This is a genomic window from Nonomuraea sp. NPDC050202, assembly GCF_040656115.1.
GTDB lineage: Bacteria > Actinomycetota > Actinomycetes > Streptosporangiales > Streptosporangiaceae > Nonomuraea.
The window spans coordinates 95,157-113,440 of record NZ_JBFALF010000028.1 but is presented as its reverse complement, the minus strand read 5'-3'; the positions used below and the strand labels follow the sequence as shown (position 1 = coordinate 113,440).

The following is an 18,284-nucleotide window of genomic DNA, read 5'->3' as shown; positions in this document are numbered from 1 at the left end:
AACGGCCGGCCGGAGGTCCCGTGCCGGCCGGCCGTTCAGTTCTCAGCTGACGACCCGCAGTTCCAGGAGGGTCTCTTGGCAGTTGTCGGGATAGTCCTGGTGGCTCTCGTCACAGGTGGTATCCGTGCGTCCGAACTGTTCGCTCTCGTCCCGCTCGACGCGCTTGGTGCGCTCCGCTCCGGAAGACACGTTCACGACTGTCGCGTCCACGTCATGGCCGGCCCCCGGCGAGCGGCTGTCTCCCTGAACCTCGTAGACGTTCGGGATCCGCAGCTTCACCCATCCTTCGGAGCCGAGGACCTTGAAGCAGACCGCCGTCACGCCGAGATGCGGCTCGCCGATCTCGGTCTGGCCGTTCAGCAAGCCCGGGAACACCTTGATCACGCCGACCCCGTTCTCGGGGGACGCGGTGCACGAGACCCAGATGATCCCGCCGTTTCCGGAGATCAGCTCGAAGTTGCGCGCCTCGGCCTCGTCCGTACCCCAGTCGTCCTGGCCGGAGGTGCCCGCGAACGCGTGCGGGAAGTTCACGGGATAGGCGAACCTCTCCACGATGGAGTCCGGGCCGATGGCGGGCGACACGGTGACCGGCACCACCCGTACAGGCGGAAGCGCCCGTCCCGCGAAATAGGTGATCTGGTCGCCTGGCCGGTAGAGGAACAGGTGGCTCTGCCCGCCCGTGCTCCGGTAGTCGAAGGCGATCATGCGGTCCTTCGCCATCTCCAGGTCATAGCCGCCGATGCCGGTCGAGCTGTGGAACACCGCCGTGAACGAATTGCCCGCGCCGTGTTGCAGGATCCAGGCCGTCTGCCCGCCCGGACGGTAGAGCAGCAGATGATCCAGCTTCCCCGAATGCTCGTAGTCGAAGGCGATGATCTGGTCCTCGGCGCTCTTCAGGTCATAGCCGCCGATGCCGGCCGAGCTGTGGAACACGGCCTTGAACGTGTTGCCCGCGCCGTGCTCGAGAACCCAGGCGGTCTGCCCGCCCGGGCGGTAGAGCACCAGGTGATCCGGCTTGCCCGAACTCGTGTAGTCGAAGGCGATGACGCGGTCGCGGGCGTCCTTCAGGTTGTAGCCGCCGATCCCACCGTCGGCGGAGGCGTAGACCGGCGTGAACGTGGCGCCACCGCTGTGCTGGAGAATGTGGGCCATCCCGGTCCCCGGCCGGTACAGCAGCAGATGATCCAGCTTCCCCGAATGCTCGTAGTCGAAGGCGATGATCTGGTCCTCGGCGCTCTTCAGGTCATAGCCGCCGATGCCGGTCGAGCTGTGGAACACGGCCTTGAACGTGTTGCCCGCGCCGTGCTCGAGAATCCAGGCCGTGTGCCCGCCCGGACGGTAGAGCAGCAGATGATCGAGCTTCCCCGAACCCGTGTAGTCGAAGGCGATGATGCGGTCCCGGCCGTCCTTCAGGTCGTAGCCGCCGATACCCGTGGTCGAGGAGTAGACCGGAGCATGGGTACCGTCCGCGTTCCGCTTGACGATGAAGACGATCTGCGAGCCCGGACGGTAGAGCACCAGGTGATCCAGCTTTCCCGAATGCTCGTAGTCGAACGCCACCACCTGATCACGGTTGTCATCCAGGTCATAACCGCCGATCCCGTTCAGGCTGGATCCGTACCGGGTGAAGGACGTGGTGGGCTCGACCGCGACCGTACGGACCCAGCTCGCCAGGTCGTCCACCCGCACCGCGTCCCCGCCGCGCGTCCCGTCGCCGGCCGCGCCGAGGCAGCCGCCCTGCCCCGCGCCGGAGCTGAGCCCGACGAGCTCCGCGCGGCTCCCGTTCGTGCGGAGCACCGGCGCGCCCGCGTCACCCTGACAGGCGCTCACGTCGCTGCCGTCCGCCCCCGTCCAGTCGAACGAGCCGGCGGCCACGGCCCCGGCCACGACCGGCGCGGCATGCAGCCGGTAGGGCGCCCACTGCTCAGCGGTCCGGCCAAAGCCGGCGACCTGCAGCGCGTCTCCCGCGGCAGGAACGGTGGAGCCGAGCGCGACAGGCGTGATGCCGACGGCCCGCAAGGACAGCTTGACCAGCACGACATCCCGGTCGCGGTGCGGGTGGATCCACTCCACGGGCAGCACCCGCCCGCCCGACCCGGACAGGTCCGTCCTGCCGACCGTCACCGTCGTCGCGGTCTTCGGCGCCCCGCTCGTGACGGACTGCCCCTGAGAGGCGAAACAACTGGTGGCGGTGAGCACCCACTGCGGGCTGACCAGGGCTCCGGTGCAGCCGTGAGTCTCGCCCACGCTCACCTTCGCCACGAAGCCCCAGGTGCCGTCGGCCACCGGGCTTCCGCCCCTTACCGCCTGGGCCGGCGTCGCTCCTGCCCAGAGCACTGCTGAGGAGACGACCATCAATAACGAGAGAATGGTGAGGTGTAATGACCGGATGATTCGGTGGAGGTTCACGGCACGATTGTGAAGATCACGCCTTCTGCGAACCAGGGCGTCGCCCGGGCATGAGGCGGACATCTGCTCAGCGGACTTGCCTGCTCGGGCCTTCGCTTCCTTGAGAGCACCGGGGCCCAGGGCGCATGACGACCGTCGGCGCGCCGGAGGAGACGGGGTGGTCACGCCGATGCCGGGCGATGAATGGACGTTGCCGCCTTCTCCGCCCGGCTGGGATGACGGGCCCCGGGATCAGCGTTCGCTTCATCCGTGACCGCCGGCCGCATCACCAGCTGAACGCCCTCGCCACCTTCCAGGCCAACGGCTTCCGAGCCGCCGCGGTCACCGCCACTGGGGCGATCGCCGGCGCAGTGGCGCCGCCGCCTTCCTATCGCGCCAAGCACATCGACGTCGACTTCGTCCATCCCTTCGGGTTCCTCACCGTCGACCGCCGGAGCCGCCTGATCCTGACTGCCGGTTGGGTCGCCGAGCCCGAAACCTGGGATCCGGAAGCCGACGACAGCCCCTGGATCTGAACGAGAACACAGGGAACCCCCGCGCCCGCACTTGACCTCCACGGCGGATCGGAGGTCCGCGACCCGCCGCACGCTCCAACCCGAGCAGGCGACCGGCCGGAGCGGAGCGGAGGCGGCCTACCCGACCCGCGGCGGCCTCGATCAGCGTGCCGGGCGCGGGCGGCATCACCGCAGGCGAGGTGGCCGACCGCGCGGTATGTGACGACGACCCGTTCGATGACGGCGCACGGGTGGTGGAGACCTGGGTCGCCGGGAAAGCGTGCATCGAGTCCCCCGCCGATCCTGTTTGCGGGACGGCCCCAGTGAAGAGGATCATGGTGGCTCGCGCCCCGGAGTAGTGGCGAGGAGGCCGCACACCTCGCCCAGGTCCGGAGCCCGGAGTTCGCCCGTCGCCGGTCCAGGAGGTTTGCGCGTGTTCGTCGACGCTGCGCGCCGGGCCGTCCCTGCCCGCCTTCCGAGCCGTCTCGAGCCGATCGGCCGATGACGCGCCCCTCCTGCAAGCAAGATCACGGCAGGTTCCAAGTCAGCGGCAAGCCGCGTCGCCGATGCTGCTGTGCGGACGTCCATGGTCTTCGGCGAAGGGAGCAGGCGGCCAGGAGAAGACACGCGCCCCGCCGCACCCGCCGGCCACGCGACGGTGAACCGCCCGCACGACCTCGCGCGCCCGGCGAAGACCTCGCCCGGGCCCGCCTGCCGTCCCCGGGAGCGGGCCCCTTCGAGATCGCCCACCCGGGCACGTTCGACCTTTGCTGGAAAGAGGACACATGACTACAACTGTGACGGGCGCGAACCGCCCTCTCACGAACTCGCCCGGCCGCCTCCACGAGGCCCTGGAGGCGCAGTGCCGGCGGACGCCCGATCGTGTCGCCGTCGTCGCGGGCACGAGCAGGCTGACCTACGCCGAGCTCGACCGCAGGGCCAACGGGATCGCCGACGCCCTGGCCGCGCGGGGTGTCGGGCGCGGCGACCTGGCCGGGATCTGCATGGACCGCGACGAGTGGCTGGTGCCCGCGCTGATCGGGGTGCTGAAGGCGGGGGCGGCCTACGTGCCGCTGGACCCGGCCTACCCGGCGGAGCGCTTACGCTTCATGGCCGAGGACGCCGCCGTGAGCGCGGTGGTCACCTCGGCGGCGCGGCGCGATACCGCGTCGCTGACCGGCGCCGGCACCGTGCTCGTCGACGACGTGACGCCCGCCGCGCGCGGGCCCGAGGTGCCCGGCGAGCCGGGCGACGCCGCGTACGTCATCTACACCTCCGGCTCCACCGGCCGCCCCAAGGGCGTGGTCGTGGAGCACCGCAACGCCCTGAACCTGGTGCGCTGGGAGGCGTCCGCCTACACCGCCGAGGAGCTGAGCGGCATGCTGGCCGGCTCCTCCATCTGCTTCGACGCCTCGATCACGCAGATCTTCACGCCGCTGTCCGCCGGCGGAACCGTGATCATGGCGGACAACGTGCTGGCGCTGCCGACGCTGCCGGCCCGCGACGAGGTGCGCACGGTCTTCGGCGTCCCGTCCGCGCTGTCGGTGCTGCTGCGCGAGCCGCTGCCGGACGGCGTGCGCATGGTGCTGTCCGGCGGCGAGCGGCTGACCTCCGCCCTGGTCGCGCGCATGTACGCCAACCCGGGCGTGCGCCGCGTGCTCAACATGTACGGCCCCACCGAGTGCACCACCGGCTCCACCATGTTCGAGGTGAGCCGCGACTACCAGGGCGACCCGCCGCTGGGCGCGCCGATGGCGGGCGCGCTGCTCAGCGTGCGCGACGCCTCCGGCAGGCCGGTCGCGGACGGAGAGGTGGGCGAGTTGTGGATCGGCGGCCCCGGCGTGACGCGCGGGTACCTGGGCCACGAGTCGCAGGCGTTCCGCACCGAGCCGGACGGCACCCGCGTCTACCGCAGCGGCGACCTGGTCCGGTGGGTGGACGGCGAGCTGCGTTACGTGGGCCGCGCCGACGACCAGGTCAAGATCCGCGGCTACCGGGTGGAGCTGGGCGAGGTCGAGTCGGCGCTGGACCGCCATCCCGCGGTGCGCCGCGCCGTCGTGCTGGCGCACACCGACGACGACGGCATCGCCTACCTCGTCGCGCACGCGGCCGCCTCCGGCGTGACCGAGCCCGAGCTGCGCGACTGGCTGCGTGACCGCCTGCCCGACCACCTGGTCCCGGCCAGGATCGGCGTAACGGGTGACCTGCCGATCGGCCCCACCGGCAAGGTGGACCGCGCGGCCCTGCCCAAGCTGGGCGCCGCCCGGACGGGAAGCGCGGTGCCGGTCGCGCCGCGGACGGACGACGAGCGCCAGGTGGCCGAGGTGATCGCGGACGTGCTGGGCCTGCCGGAGGTGGGCGTGCACGACCGGTTCGCCGACCTGGGCGGGCACTCGCTGGCCGCCGCCCGGGTGGTGACCGAGCTGTCACGGCGGCTCGGGCACACCGTGCCCCTGGCGGCGTTCCTGACCGAGCCGACCGCAGCCGGGCTGGCGGCGCGCCTGCGTGAGCCGGGATCGGCGCCGGTGCGGCGGACCGGCCGGGCCCGGCACCCGCTCACCGCCACGCAACGCGAGTTCTGGACGTTGCGCCGGCTTCACCCGCACAGCCCGGTCACCACCGTGTCGGTCCGGCTACGCGTGCGCGGCCTGAGCGGGAGCGCGCCGCTGCGCCCGGCGCTGGACGCGGTCTTACGCCGGCACGAGGCCCTGCGCAGTACCGTCTCCGTCGGCGAGGACGGCGTCCCGTACGCCGTCGTGCACCCGCCCGTCGCCGTCCCCCTGGTGGAGCACCCGGCGGGCGCGGACCCGGTGAAGGTGGCCCAGGCCGCGGCGGAGTACGTGTTCGACGTGACGAACGAGGTGCCGCTGCTCCGCGCGAGCCTGTGCCCCGTCGGGGACGACGTGGCCGAGCTGGTGCTCGTGACGGACCACCTCGCCTTCGACGGCGGTTCGGTCGGCGTGCTGGTGGACGAGCTGGCCGCCGAGCTGGCGGGTGAGCCCGTTCCCGAGCCGGCGGTGCAGCTCGGCGACGTGGCGGTGCGAGAGCAGGAGGACCGGCCCGACCTCGCGCGGCTGCGGGAGTTCTGGCGCGGCGAGCTGGCGGGGGTGCCGGTGGCGGGGCCGCCGCCCGGCGACCTGACGACGTGCCGGGTGACCAGGCCGCTGCCCGAGGAGTTCACGGACGGCGTGGCCGCGCTGGCCCGCGCGTGCGGCGCGACCCCGTTCGCGGTGTACCTGGCCGCTCTCGCCCTGGCCTCCGGGGAGCCGGACACGCTGGTCGGCGTGGTCGCGGCGCGGCGCGCCAGGCCGGAGCTGGCCCGGGTCGTCGGGCCGCTGATCGACACGGTGCCGGTGCGGCTGCGGCCGGACGCCGCGCCGACCTTCCGCGACCTGGTCAAGCAGGCCGGGGAGGCCACCACGCGGGCACTGGTCCACCAGGAGGTCCCGCCCGCCGACCTGCCCCGCGCCCCGGTGCTGCTGGCGATGCAGCACGCCGAGGTGCCGGTGCGCGCCGGCTGCCTCGAACTGCTGACCGAGGTCGGCTCGGGCGCGGCGGTGCACGAGTTCAGCGTGCTCGTCAACCGCACGGCCGCCGGGGCCGAGCTGCACCTGGAGTACGCGGTCGCGCTGCTCGGCCGGGAGGCGGCGGGGGCGTACCTGGACCGGCTGCTGTGGCTGCTGCGGCGCGCGCTGGCCGAGCCGGACCTGGCGATCGCGGCGTTCGAGCCGGTCACCCCGGACGAACGCGCCGCGTTGCTGGCCCGCGCGGCCGGGCCGCGGCTGCCGGACGACCTGCCGCCTGTGCCGCTGGCGCTCGCGGCGCACAAGACAGGCACGACGGGGACGGCGAGCACGGCGGGCACGGCGGTGGTCGGCCCGGACGGCGCCGCGCTGAGCCACGCCGAGCTGAACGAGCGCGCCGACCGGATCGCGGCCGGGCTGCTGGAGCACGGGGTGTCGCGGGGCGACGTGGTCGGCGTCCGCGTGCCGCGGGACCGGATGTTGCCGGCGGTGCTGCTGGGTGTGTGGCGGGCGGGGGCGGCGTACCTGCCGCTGGACCCGGAACACCCGGCCGAGCGGCTGCGCCTGCTGGCCGGGGACGCGGGCGCCCGCGTGGTGCTCACACGCGGCGAAACGCCACTCCAAGCAGCGCCGGCCCCCGACGCGGACGAGCCGGTGACGCTCCACGCGGACGAGCCGGTGACGCTCGACGCGGATCGGCTCGCGGCAGGCCCGCGCGCGGACCTGCCGGAGGTACGCTCCGAGGACCTGGCGTACGTCACCTACACCTCCGGCTCCACCGGCGCCCCCAAGGGGGTCGAGGTCACCCACGGCGGCCTGGCCGCCCTCGTGGCCGGGATGATCTCGGCGCTCCGCCTCGGCCCGGCCGACGTGCAGCCCGCGGTCGCGCCGCTGAGCTTCGACGCCTCCGCCTCCGAGCTGTGGAGCGTCCTGGCCGCCGGCGGCACGTCGGTGGTGGTGGACCGTGCCACGGCCACCGACGGGCACGCGCTGGCGGAGCTGATCACCACGAGCGGGGCCACGGTGATCGACCTGGTGCCGACCGCGTACCGGATGCTGATCGCGGCCGGCTGGGCGGGCGGCCCGGCGCTGCGCGCCGTCGCCGGCGGGGAGGCGCTGGACCCGGCGCTGGCCGAGCAGATCCTGCTCCGCGTGGGCGAGTTGTGGAACGCCTACGGGCCCACCGAGACCACCGTCACCTCGACGCTGCACCGGGTGCGCGCGCACGAGGGCGACCGCGTGCCGATCGGGTGCCCGCTGCCGGGCGAGCGGGCGTACGTGGTCGACGCGCGGCTGCGGCTGCTGCCGCCGGGCGCGGTCGGCGAGCTGCTGCTGGGCGGCGCCGGGGTGGCCCGCGGCTACCGGGGCCGGCCGGACCTGACCGCGGCCGCCTTCGTGGCCGACCCCTTCACGCCGGGCGGCCGGTGCTACCGCACCGGTGACCTGGCGCGGTGGCGGCCGGACGGGACGCTGGAGTTCCACGGCCGCCGCGACCACCAGGTGAAGGTCCGCGGGTACCGGATCGAGCTGGGCGAGATCGAGGCCGTACTGCGCGAGATCGCCGAAGCCGCCGCGGTGACCGTGGCGGGGGCGGACGCGCACGCCCACCTGGTCGGCTACGTCGCGCCGGAGACGGCGGACCTGGCCGCGATCGAGCGGCACGCCCGGTCCCGGCTGCCCGGCCACCTGGTGCCGCGCCGCTGGGTCGCCCTACCGGCCCTGCCCACGCTGCCCAGCGGCAAGCTCGACCGTGACGCGCTGCCCGAGCCGGACACCGGACCGGACCTGGTGCGGGTCGCGCCGGCCACCGACGCCGAGCGCCTGGTGGCCGCCGTCTGGGCCGAGGTGCTCGAACGGCCCGAGGTCTGGGCCGGCGACGACTTCTTCGCCCTCGGGGGAGCCTCGTTCGCCGCGACCAGGGTGGCCGGCCGCCTCCGCGAGATGTTGCAGGTCGCCGTGCCCGTGCGGTTGCTGTTCGACCGCCCGGTGCTCGCCGACTTCGCCGCCGCGCTGGAGGAGCTGCTGGCCGCCGACCTGATGGAGGGGATCGAGGGATGACCGAGGTACGTGAGGACCGGATCGCCGAACTCGTCCGGTCCAGGCTCGCCGCCGCCCTGAAGCAGAACGACGAGGCCGCCGCCCCCGGCATCCCGGCGACGTCGGCCGCGGACATGCCGCTGTCGCCGGCGCAGGAGCGGCTGTGGTTCCTGGCCCAGCTCGAGCCGGACACGCCCGCCTACAACGTGCCGCTGACGCTGCGGCTGCGCGGCCCGGTGGACGTCGCCGCCCTCACCGGCGCGGTGGCGGACCTGGCGGAGCGGCACTGGATCCTGCGCGGCGTCATCGGGGAGGGACGCGTGCGGCCCGTCGCCGCCGTGCCGGTGCCCGTGGTGGACCTGGTGGAGGCAGACCCGGCGGAGCTGGAGCGGGAGCTGGCCGGGCACGCCTGGCGGCCGTTCCGGCTGGACGCCGAGCCGCCCCTGCGGGCCACGGTGTTCCGGCTCGGCGACGACGAGTGCGTGCTCGCGCTCACCCTGCACCACATCGCCACCGACGCCTGGTCCGAACGCGTGCTGCTGGACGATCTCGCCCGCCTGTACGCCGCCCGCCTCGGCCTGGAGCCGCCCCCCGCTCCCCCGGCCCTGCAGTACGCGGACGTGGCCGCGTGGGAGGCCGGGCGGCCGGACGCTGACCTCGACTGGTGGGCCGGGCACCTGGCGGGCCTGCCGCCGGTGCTCGACCTGCCGCTCGCCCGCCCGCGCCCGCCCGTGCCCACGTGGGAGGGGGCGGCGGTCGCGGTGGAGGTGCCCGAGCGGCTGTCGGCGAAGGTGCGCGCGGTGGCGGGGACGTCGCCGTTCATGGTGTTCCTGGCCGGGCTGCAGGCGTTGCTGAGCCGCCTGTCCGGCGTCGACGACATCGCCGTCGGAGTGCCGCACGCGGGCCGCCACCACCCCGACGCCGAGCGGGTCGTCGGCTGTTTCATCAACACCCTGGTGGTGCGCGGCGACACCTCGGGCGACCCGACCGGCGCGGAGCTGCTGGCGCGGACGCGCGCGGCGGCGCTGGACGCGTTCGCGCACGCCGGCACGCCGTTCGAGCGGGTGGTGGAGCGCCTGCAGCCGGAGCGGAACCTCGCGGTCACGCCGCTGTTCCAGGTGATGCTCAACGTCTACGACACCGGCGCGCCGGTGTCGCTGCCCGGGCTGGAGGTCGTGGCCGGGTCGCCGCCCGCGCCGACCGCCAAGTTCGACCTGAACCTGGAGCTCGGCGACGACGGCACCCGGTTCTCGGGCGAGCTGCGTTACCGCACGGACCTGTTCGACGAGGCCACCGTGCGGCGGCTCGCCGGCTGGTACCTGGAGCTGCTGGACGGCATGCTCACCGACCCGGACGCGCCGGTGCGGCTGCCGGCCGGCGACGACCTGCGCGGCCCGGGCGCGGACCTGCCCGTGGACGTGCCGCTGCACACGCTGGTCGAGCGGGTGACCGACGCCCGCCCGGACGCGGTCGCGGTCGGCTCGCTCAGCTACGCGGAGCTGGACCGCCGCGCCAACCAGGTGGCCCACTGGCTGCTGGCGAGCGGGGTGCGGCCGGAGGAGCCGGTCGGCGTGCTGCTGGAGCGGCGGCCCGAGCTGGTGGTCGCCATGCTCGGCGTGCTCAAGGCGGGCGCGGCCTACCTGCCGCTCGACCCGGTCTACCCGGAGCGGCGCAACCGGGCGGTGGTGGCCGACGCCGGAGCGCGGATCGTGCTCACGGACGCCGAGCTCGCCGCCGCGGCGGGGGCGTCCGGCGAACGCCCCGGCGTGGCCGTGCGGCCGGAGCACCTGGCGTACGTGATCTACACGTCGGGCTCGACCGGGCGGCCGAAGGGCGTCGCGGTCGAGCACCGGCACATCACGCACTACCTCGGCGCGGTGGCCGAGGTCATACCCGCGGGGATGACCTCGTTCGCGCTGGTCTCCACCGCCGCCGCCGACCTGGGCATGACGAACGTGTGGTGCGCGCTGGCCACCGGCGCCACCCTCCATCTGATCGATCACGAGACGGCCACCGACCCGGCCGCGTTCGCCGCCCATCTGGCGGCGCACCCGGTGGACGCGATCAAGATGGTGCCCAGCCAGCTCGAGCTCCTCGGCACGGCCGCGTTACCCGGGAAGCTGCTGATCCTGGCCGGTGAGGCGGTGCCGGCGGACCTGGTGGCGCGGGTCCGGCAGGCCCGGCCGGACCTGGAGGTGCAGATCCACTACGGCCCCACGGAGACCACGGTGTCGGTGCTGGCCTGCGACGCGGGCGATGCTCTGGCCGAACTGGGCCCGGGCCGGGCCCCGCTGGGCCGGCCGCTGGCCGACGTGGTGTGCCGGGTGGCCGACCCCTCCGGGCGGGCGCTGCCGCCCGGCGTGCCCGGGGAGCTGTGGATCGGCGGGCCCAGCGTGGCCCGCGGCTACCTGGGCCGCCCCGGCCTCACCGCGGAGCGCTTCACGGGCGGCTGGTACCGCACCGGCGACCGGGTCCGGGTGACCGGGGACGGGCTGATCGAGTTCCTGGGGCGGATCGACGACCAGGTGAAGGTGCGCGGCTTCCGCGTCGAGCCGGGCGAGGTGGCCGCGGCGTTACGGGCCCTGCCGCAGGTCGCGGAGGCGTACGTACAGCCGGTCGGCGCCGGTCTGGAGCGGCGTGTGGCCGCCTGGGTGACGCCGGCGGCCGGGGACGTGACGGTGGACGTGGCCCAGGTGCGGGCGGCGCTGCGCGAGCGGCTGCCCGACTACATGGTGCCGGCCGCGATCGGCGTGCTGGAGGCGTTGCCGCTCACGCCGAACGGCAAGGTGGACCGGGCGGCGCTGCCCGAGCCCGAGGCTGGACCCGCGGTGCGGGTGCCGCTGGGAACTCCCGGGGAGCGCCTGGTGGGCGAGGTCTGGGCCGACGTGCTCGGGCTCGCGGAGGTGTGGGCGGACGACGACTTCTTCGCCCTCGGCGGGCACTCGTTCGCGGCGACCAGGGTGGCCGGGCGGCTGCGGGAGCGGCTGGGCGCGGCGGTGCCGGTGCGGCTGCTGTTCGAGCACCCGGTGCTGGCCGACCTGGCCGCCGCGCTCCCCCGCCCGGCCGCCGCCGCGCGCGTGCGGCGCGCGCCGGCGGACGGGCCGGTGCCGCTGTCCGGGGTGCAGGCCAGGCTCTGGTTCCTGGCGCAGCTCGAACCGGGCAGCAGCGCCTACAACGTGCCGGTGGCGCTGCGGCTGCGCGGCCCGCTGCGGGCGGAGGCGCTGCTGGGCGCGGTGCGTGACCTGGCCGAGCGGCACCACGTGCTGCGCGGCGTGGTCGACGACTCCGGCCCCGAGCCGGTGATGGTGGTACGGGACGCCGGTGAGGTGCCCGTGTCCACCGCGCGCGTGGCCCGGCCGCAGGTCGAGGACGTGCTGGCCGCGCACCTGGCGACGCCGTTCGCGCTGGACCGCGAGCCGCCGATGCGGGCGGTGCTGCTCGCCGTGGACGACGGCGGCGTGGAAGGTGAGCGGGAGCACGTGCTCTCGCTCACCTTCCACCACATCGCCACCGACGCGTGGACGCGGGGGCTGCTGCTGTCGGAGCTGTCCGGCCTGTACGCCGCCCGCCTCGGCCTGCGCCCGCCGCTCGACCCGCCGCCGGCGCAGTACGCCGAGGTGTCGCCGGTCCCCGACCCCGCCGACCTGGACTGGTGGGCCGGGCACCTGGACGGCCTGCCGCCGGTGCTCGACCTGCCCACGGACCGGCCGCGCCCCGCGGTGCCCGACCCGGGCGGGGCCGCGCTCGACCTGGAGCTGCCGGCCGGGCTGAGCGAGCGGGTCAGGGAGGTGGCCGCCGCCTACCGGTCCACGCCGTTCATCGTGCTGCTGGCCGGGCTGCAGGCGCTGCTGGCCCGGCTGTCGGCGAGCGCGGACATCGCGGTCGGCGTGCCCGTCTCCGGCCGCGACCACCCGGACACCGAAGGCGTGGTGGGCTGCTTCCTCAACACCGTGGTCGTGCGGACCGACGTGGGCGGCGACCCGACCGGGCGCGACCTGCTGGCCCGCGCGCGGGAGTCCGCGCTGGGCGCGCTCGCGCACGCGGGCACGCCGTTCGACCGGGTGGTGGACCGGCTTCGGCCGGAGCGGAACCTGGCGGCCACACCGCTGTTCCAGGTGATGCTCAACTACATCCCCGGCGTGGCCGGGCCGGAGTTGCCCGGCCTGGAGGCGTCCGAGATCCACCTTCCGGAGCTGACCACCAAGTTCGACCTGAGCTGGCACGTCGTCGACGAGGGGCCGGGCGCGCCGCTGCGCGGCGGGCTCGCCTACCGGACCGACCTGTTCGAGCCGGGCACCGCGGCCAGGCTGACCCGCTGGTACGCGGCCCTGCTCGACGGGCTGCTCGCCGACCTGGACACGCCGGTGGGCGCGGTGCCGCTGGAGCCGGTGACCGGCCCGGCCGTGGCCGGCGGGCCGCCACCCGAGCCGCCCGCCGGGGCGGTGCACCACCTGATCGAGCGCTGGGTGGACGAGACTCCCGGCGCGCGGGCCGTGGTGGGCGCCGACCGCGCCCTGACCTACGCGGAGCTGGAGGCGGCCGCGAACCGGATCGCGCACTGGCTGCTGGAGGCCGGGGTGGGCGCCGACGAGCCGGTCGGCGTGCTGCTGGAGCCGGGCGCGGATCTGGCGTGCGCGTTGTTCGGCATCCAGAAGTCGGGCGGCGGCTACCTGCCGATGGACCCGGCGTACCCGGCGGCACGGATCGCCGCGATGCTGGATGCCGCCGGGGTGCGGGCCGTGGTGACGGTGAGCGAGTTCGCGTCCCTGATCGGGGACGGCAGGCGGGTGCTGGCGCTCGACCGGCCGCCGTCCCTGCCGGACACCCGCCCCGAGGTCGACGTGCGGCCCGGGCACCTGCACCACGTGATCTTCACGTCGGGGTCCACCGGCACGCCCAAGGCGGTGGCCGCCGAGCACGGCGGCGTCCTGAACTACCTGGGCGGCATGCTGCCGCGCATCGGCGTGCCCGGCGGGTCGTTCGCGGTGGTCTCCACGCCCGCCGCCGACTTCGGCCTGACCTGCGTGTTCGGCGCGCTGACCACGGGCGGGACGGTGCACCTGGTGCCGCGCGAGACCGCGATGGACCCGGCCGCGTTCGCCGGTTACCTGGCCGAGCACCGGGTGGACGTCGTCAAGTGCGTGCCGAGCCACCTGGAGCTGCTCGCCTCGGGCGGCGACCTGGCGGCCGTGCTGCCGCGCGAGCTGCTGATCCTGGCGGGCGAGGCGTGCCCGTGGGACCTGGTGGAGCGGGCCCGGGCCGCCCGGCCGGGGCTCAGGATCCAGAGCCACTACGGCCACACCGAGTCCACGATGATCTGCCTGGTGTGCGACACCGAGGAGATCCCCGCCGACCGGCGGACCGGCATCGTGCCGCTGGGCCGTCCGCTGCCCGGCGTGTACGGGCACCTGGTGGACGCCGCCCTGCGGCCGGTGCCGCCCGGCGTGCCCGGCGAGCTGGTGGTCGGCGGCCCCGGGGTCACCCGCGGCTACATCGGCCGGCCCGAGCTGACCGCCGAGCGGTTCGTCCCCGACCCGCTGACCGGGCAGGGACGCTGCTACCGCAGCGGCGACCTGCTGCGCGTCACCTCCGACGGGCGGATCGAGTTCCGCGGCCGGGTGGACGACCAGGTCAAGGTGCGCGGCTACCGCGTGGAGCTGGGCGAGGTCACGACCGCGCTGCGGGCGCTGCCCCAGGTCGCCGAGGCCGTGGTGCTGCCCGTCGGCGAGGGGAAGGCCAGGCAGCTCGCCGCGTGGGTGACGCCCGCGACCGTGGAGGCCGCGATCGTGCGCTCGGCGCTGCGTGAGCGGCTGCCCGACTACATGGTGCCGACGCATGTCGTGCCCCTCGACCGGCTCCCCCTCAACCCGAACGGGAAGATCGACCGCGCCGCCCTGCCCGAGCCGGTGGCGGAGCAGGCCGCGTACGCGCCGCCCGCGACGCCGAACGAGGAGCTGGTCGCCGGGGCCTTCGCCCGGGTGCTCGGCGTGGAGCGGGTGGGGGCGGGCGACGACTTCTTCGCCCTCGGCGGCGACTCGTTCGCCGCGGTGCGCGCGGTCAAGGAGATCGGCCGCGGGCTGCGGGTGATCGACCTGTTCACCCGGCCCGCCGTGGCCGAGCTGGCCGCGTTCCTGGGCCGCGAGGACGGCGGCGGGCTGCTGCACCGCCTGGGCGGCGGCCGGGCCAGCGAGTTCACGCTGGTGTGCGTGCCGTACGGCGGCGGGTCGGCGGCGGTGTACCAGCCGCTGGCCCGGGCGCTGGGCGACCGGGTGGAGGTGCTCTCGGCCGAGCTGCCCGGTCACGACCCCGCCCGCCCGGACGAGCCGCCGCTGCCGCTGGAGGAGCTGGTGGACGTGCTGGCCGCCGAGGTGGCCGCGACCGCGTCGGGCCCGGTCGCGATCTACGGCCACTGCGTGGGCTCCGCGCCCGCCGTCGCGCTGGCGCGCCGGCTGGAGGCGGACGGCGTGCCCGTGCTGGGCGTGATCGCCGCCGCGAGCTTCCCGGCGGCCCGGCTGCCCGGGCTGGTCAGGCGGCTGTTCGGCGGCGACCGCTGGGTGTCCGACCGGATGTTCCGCGACGCGTTGCGTGCCTCCGGCGGGCTGCTCGACGACATGGACGAGGCCGCCAAGCGCACCGCCGTGCGCGCCATGCGGCATGACGCCCACCAGGCGCAGGAGTGGTTCGGCCGCGAGCTGGCCGGCGAGGGGGCGCCGCTGCGCGCCCCGGTCCTGAGCCTGGTCGGGGAACGCGACCGCGCCACCGAGCTGCACGAGGAGCGCTACACCGAGTGGGCGGCGTTCGCCCAACGGGTGGAGCGGGCCGTGCTGCCCAGGGCCGGCCACTACTTCCTGCGCCACCAGGCGGAGCCGCTGGCCGCCCTGGTGCTGGAGCACCTGACCCGCTGGGCGGCCGGAACGCTGCCCGATCCGGTGCGCCCGCCCGAACGCGTCGGGTTGCGGCCCTTCTACACGGTGGCGGCCGGGCAGATCGTCTCGGCGCTGGGCACGGCGCTGAGCTCGTTCGCGCTCGGCGTGTGGGCCTACCAGCGCAGCGGCGAGATCCTGGATCTGGCGCTCGTCACGATGCTGGCGCAGATCCCGGCCGTGCTGCTCACCCCGCTGGGCGGCGCGCTGGCCGACCGGGTGGACCGGCGCAAGATCATGCTGGCCTGCGACGCGCTGTCCGGGCTGGCCATGGTGGCGCTGGTGCTGCTGCTGACCACCGGGCGGCTGGCGTTCTGGAACGTCTGCCTCATCGTGGGGGTGACCTCGGTCGTGTCGGCGTTCCAGCAGCCCGCGTGGCTGGCGGCGATCGCGCAGCTGGTGCCGAAACCGTACCTGCCGCAGGCCAACGCGCTGGCGAACGTGGGCTTCGGGGCGGGCAACGTGGTCGCGCCGCTCGCGGGCGGCGCGCTGATCGGCCTGTTCGGGTTGTCGGCGGTGGTGGCCGTGGACGTGGCCACGTTCGCGGTCGGCGTGCTGACGCTGCTGCTGGTGCGCTTCCCCGACCGGCTGTTCCACCGGCGCGAGGAGACGTTCACGGCGGCGCTCACCGGCGGGTGGCGGTTCCTGCGCAGGCGGCGGCCGCTGCTGGTGATGGCGCTCTACTTCGCGGTGGTGAACTTCTGCACCGCGCTGATGTGGGTGCTCGTCACCCCGGTCGTGCTGGCCATCGGCACCTCGGCGGACCTGGGCGCGGTGACCGCGATCGGCGGCGTCGGCGCGGCCGTGGGCACCGGCGTGGTGCTGGTGTGGGGCGGCACCCGGCGGCGGGCCACCGGGATGATCGGCTTCGTGGTCGGGTCCGGGCTCGGCGTGGTGCTGATGGGCGTGTGGCCGGTCGTGTGGCTGGTCGCGGCCGGGTTGTTCGTCCGGCTGGCGTGCATGAGCATCGGCAACGCGCACTGGCTGTCGATCATCCAGGTCAAGGTGGGGCCGGAGCTGCAGGGGCGGGTGCTGGCGGTGAACATCATGATCGCCACGGCCATGCAGCCGCTCGGCTTCCTCGCCGCCGGGCCGCTGGCGGAGTGGGCCGGACGGTTCGCCGGCGGGCCCGGCGGGGGCGCGGGGGCGGTGCTGCTCGCCAGCGGCGTGTTCCTGGTGGTGTGGGGGCTGCTGGGGCTGTGGCACCGGCCGCTGCATCACCTGGAGGACCTCGTTCCCGACGCCGCGCCGCCGTCGGAGGCCGCGGCCGACCTGGACGCCATCCAGGAGAGGGTGCTGAGCGCATGAACGCGGAAGGCGCGGCATCCACGAGCCCGGAAGACGCGGCACGCACGAACCCGGAAGACGCGGCACGCACGAGGCTCGTCACCGCGGCCGACATCCGGGCGGCCGGTGACCGCATCGCGCCGTACGTGCGGCGCACGCCGCTGCTGCGGCTGCCCGGCGAACGGGTCTGGGTCAAGCCGGAGAACCGGCAGCCCACCCGCTCGTTCAAGGTGCGCGGCGCGGTCAACGCCGTGGGCCGGCTGGCCGGGCGCGGCGTCCGGCACGTGATCGCGCAGTCGTCGGGCAACCACGCCCAGGCCATCGCCTACGCCGCCGCCGAACAGGGGGTGCGGGCGACCGTCGTCCTGCCGGACACGGCGCCGGAGCTGAAGGTGCGCGCCGCGCGCCGGCTCGGCGCCGAGGTGGTGATCGTGCCGCCCGCCCTGCGGGAGGAGGCATGCCTGGCGCTGGCCGACCGGTTCGGCGCGACGGTGGTCGGCTCCGACGCGTTCGACGTCATCGCCGGGCACGGCAGCGCCGGGACCGAGATCTGCCTGGACCTGCCGGACGCGGGGGCCGTCCTGGTGCCCGTCTGCAACGGCGGCCTGCTGGCCGGGATCGCGGTGGCGGTCAAGGCTGCCGACCCGGCGATCCGGGTGATCGGCGTCGAGCCCGAGCTGGCCGCCGACGGGGCGGCCAGCTTCCGGTCGGGCACGCGGACGGCGTGGCCGGTGGAGCTGACCTACCGCACGCGAGCCGACGGGCTGCGCGCGCCGGTGCTGGGCGCGCTGGCGTGGGAGCACATCCATCGGTACGTGGACGACATGGTGACCGTGACCGAGGACGCCATCGACGCCGCCGCCGGCCTGCTCTGGCGGGAGCTGGGGGAACGCGCCGAACCCAGCGGCGCGGTGGCCACGGCCGCCTACCTCACCCACCAGGCGCACCTGCCGCCGGGGCCCGTAGTCGCGCTCCTCTCCGGCGGCAACGTCGCGATCGGCACGGAGACCAGGGAGGAGCCGCTGGTGCGGAGCACGTGATCTCTTCACCGTAGCCCTGGGACCCCACAGGTCTGGTCCCAGGGCCGGTGCACGGCTCGATGGTCATTCGGGGAAGTGGGGGGTCGCCCGCCGACCGGCCGGAGCAGGCCGGCCAGCCCGGCCCGTACCGCGTCAGAAGCAGCCACGATGGCGCTGACGTGTGGCCTGACGGGGTCCGTGCCGATCTGCGTGAAGTGCGTCCAGCACCCGCACCGGCACGCCGGTCACTCCGCAGACTATGTCGCGAGGGAGTCGAGGCGCTTGCGTCCCTTGTCCGTCAGCGACGCCAGGTGTACTCCTACGCCGAAGCTGGTGAAGCCCAACCTGGCCGCTTTCGTGAACTCTTCGACCACCAAGTCTGACGGGAACTCCTTGACCAGGACGTCGTAGGCTGCGAACCCGTGGTCCCGGACGGCGGCGAGGATCATGTCCGTGTTCAGCTCGGGGTGTTCCACGATCTCCTCCAGCAGGTCGCCTTGCCCTACACGATCCCACCGTCTGCCGAGACCTGCCATCCTCAACGGCCTGCTCGGTATCCAGTTCGCCCGCCGCCGGCATCCGGCCGATCCT

Annotated in this window: 6 protein-coding genes; 4 read left to right on the top strand and 2 right to left on the bottom strand. The window is 74.8% G+C overall.

Features of this window, described 5'->3' with window-relative positions; genetic code table 11:
- Nucleotides 1–42: 42 nt before the first annotated feature.
- Nucleotides 43–2,355: a S1 family peptidase gene (locus AB0I79_RS46020; RefSeq protein WP_357887540.1), complete on the bottom strand. Its 2,313-nt coding sequence runs from the start codon at nt 2,353–2,355 to the stop codon at nt 43–45.
- Nucleotides 2,356–2,624: 269 nt separating this feature from the next.
- Here AB0I79_RS46020 and AB0I79_RS46015 point away from each other — a divergent pair, with 269 nt between their 5' ends.
- From AB0I79_RS46015 to AB0I79_RS46000, 4 genes are all read left to right on the top strand, one after another.
- Complete coding sequence (locus AB0I79_RS46015) at nt 2,625–2,924, top strand: hypothetical protein (RefSeq protein ID WP_357887510.1); 300 nt, start codon at nt 2,625–2,627, stop codon at nt 2,922–2,924.
- 764 nt (nt 2,925–3,688) lie between these two features.
- Nucleotides 3,689–8,485, top strand: coding sequence for an amino acid adenylation domain-containing protein (locus AB0I79_RS46010; RefSeq protein WP_357887507.1), 4,797 nt, complete (start codon nt 3,689–3,691; stop codon nt 8,483–8,485).
- A complete protein-coding gene (locus AB0I79_RS46005; RefSeq protein ID WP_357887504.1) occupies nt 8,482–16,695 on the top strand; it encodes an amino acid adenylation domain-containing protein in 8,214 nt (2,737 codons plus the stop codon). Before AB0I79_RS46010 ends, AB0I79_RS46005 begins: the two co-directional genes overlap by 4 nt.
- Entirely contained in the window at nt 16,692–17,714 is a 1,023-nt protein-coding gene (locus AB0I79_RS46000) for a pyridoxal-phosphate dependent enzyme (protein WP_357887501.1), read from the top strand. The genes AB0I79_RS46005 and AB0I79_RS46000 overlap by 4 nt, the downstream gene beginning before the upstream one ends.
- Nucleotides 17,715–17,950: 236 nt before the next feature.
- On the opposite strand, the gene AB0I79_RS45995 is transcribed toward AB0I79_RS46000, so the two are convergent.
- Nucleotides 17,951–18,169 carry a hypothetical protein gene (locus AB0I79_RS45995; RefSeq protein ID WP_357887499.1) on the bottom strand — a complete coding sequence of 73 codons (219 nt, stop codon included), beginning with the start codon at nt 18,167–18,169 and terminating at the stop codon, nt 17,951–17,953.
- Nucleotides 18,170–18,284 lie beyond the last annotated feature (115 nt).

Coding starts and splice junctions, on each gene's coding strand:
- AB0I79_RS46020 (WP_357887540.1), bottom strand. CDS start 2,355: ATGGTCGTCTCCTCAGCAGTGCTCTGGGCAGGAGCGACGCCGGCCCAG.
- AB0I79_RS46015 (WP_357887510.1), top strand. CDS start 2,625: ATGACGGGCCCCGGGATCAGCGTTCGCTTCATCCGTGACCGCCGGCCG.
- AB0I79_RS46010 (WP_357887507.1), top strand. CDS start 3,689: ATGACTACAACTGTGACGGGCGCGAACCGCCCTCTCACGAACTCGCCC.
- AB0I79_RS46005 (WP_357887504.1), top strand. CDS start 8,482: ATGACCGAGGTACGTGAGGACCGGATCGCCGAACTCGTCCGGTCCAGG.
- AB0I79_RS46000 (WP_357887501.1), top strand. CDS start 16,692: ATGAACGCGGAAGGCGCGGCATCCACGAGCCCGGAAGACGCGGCACGC.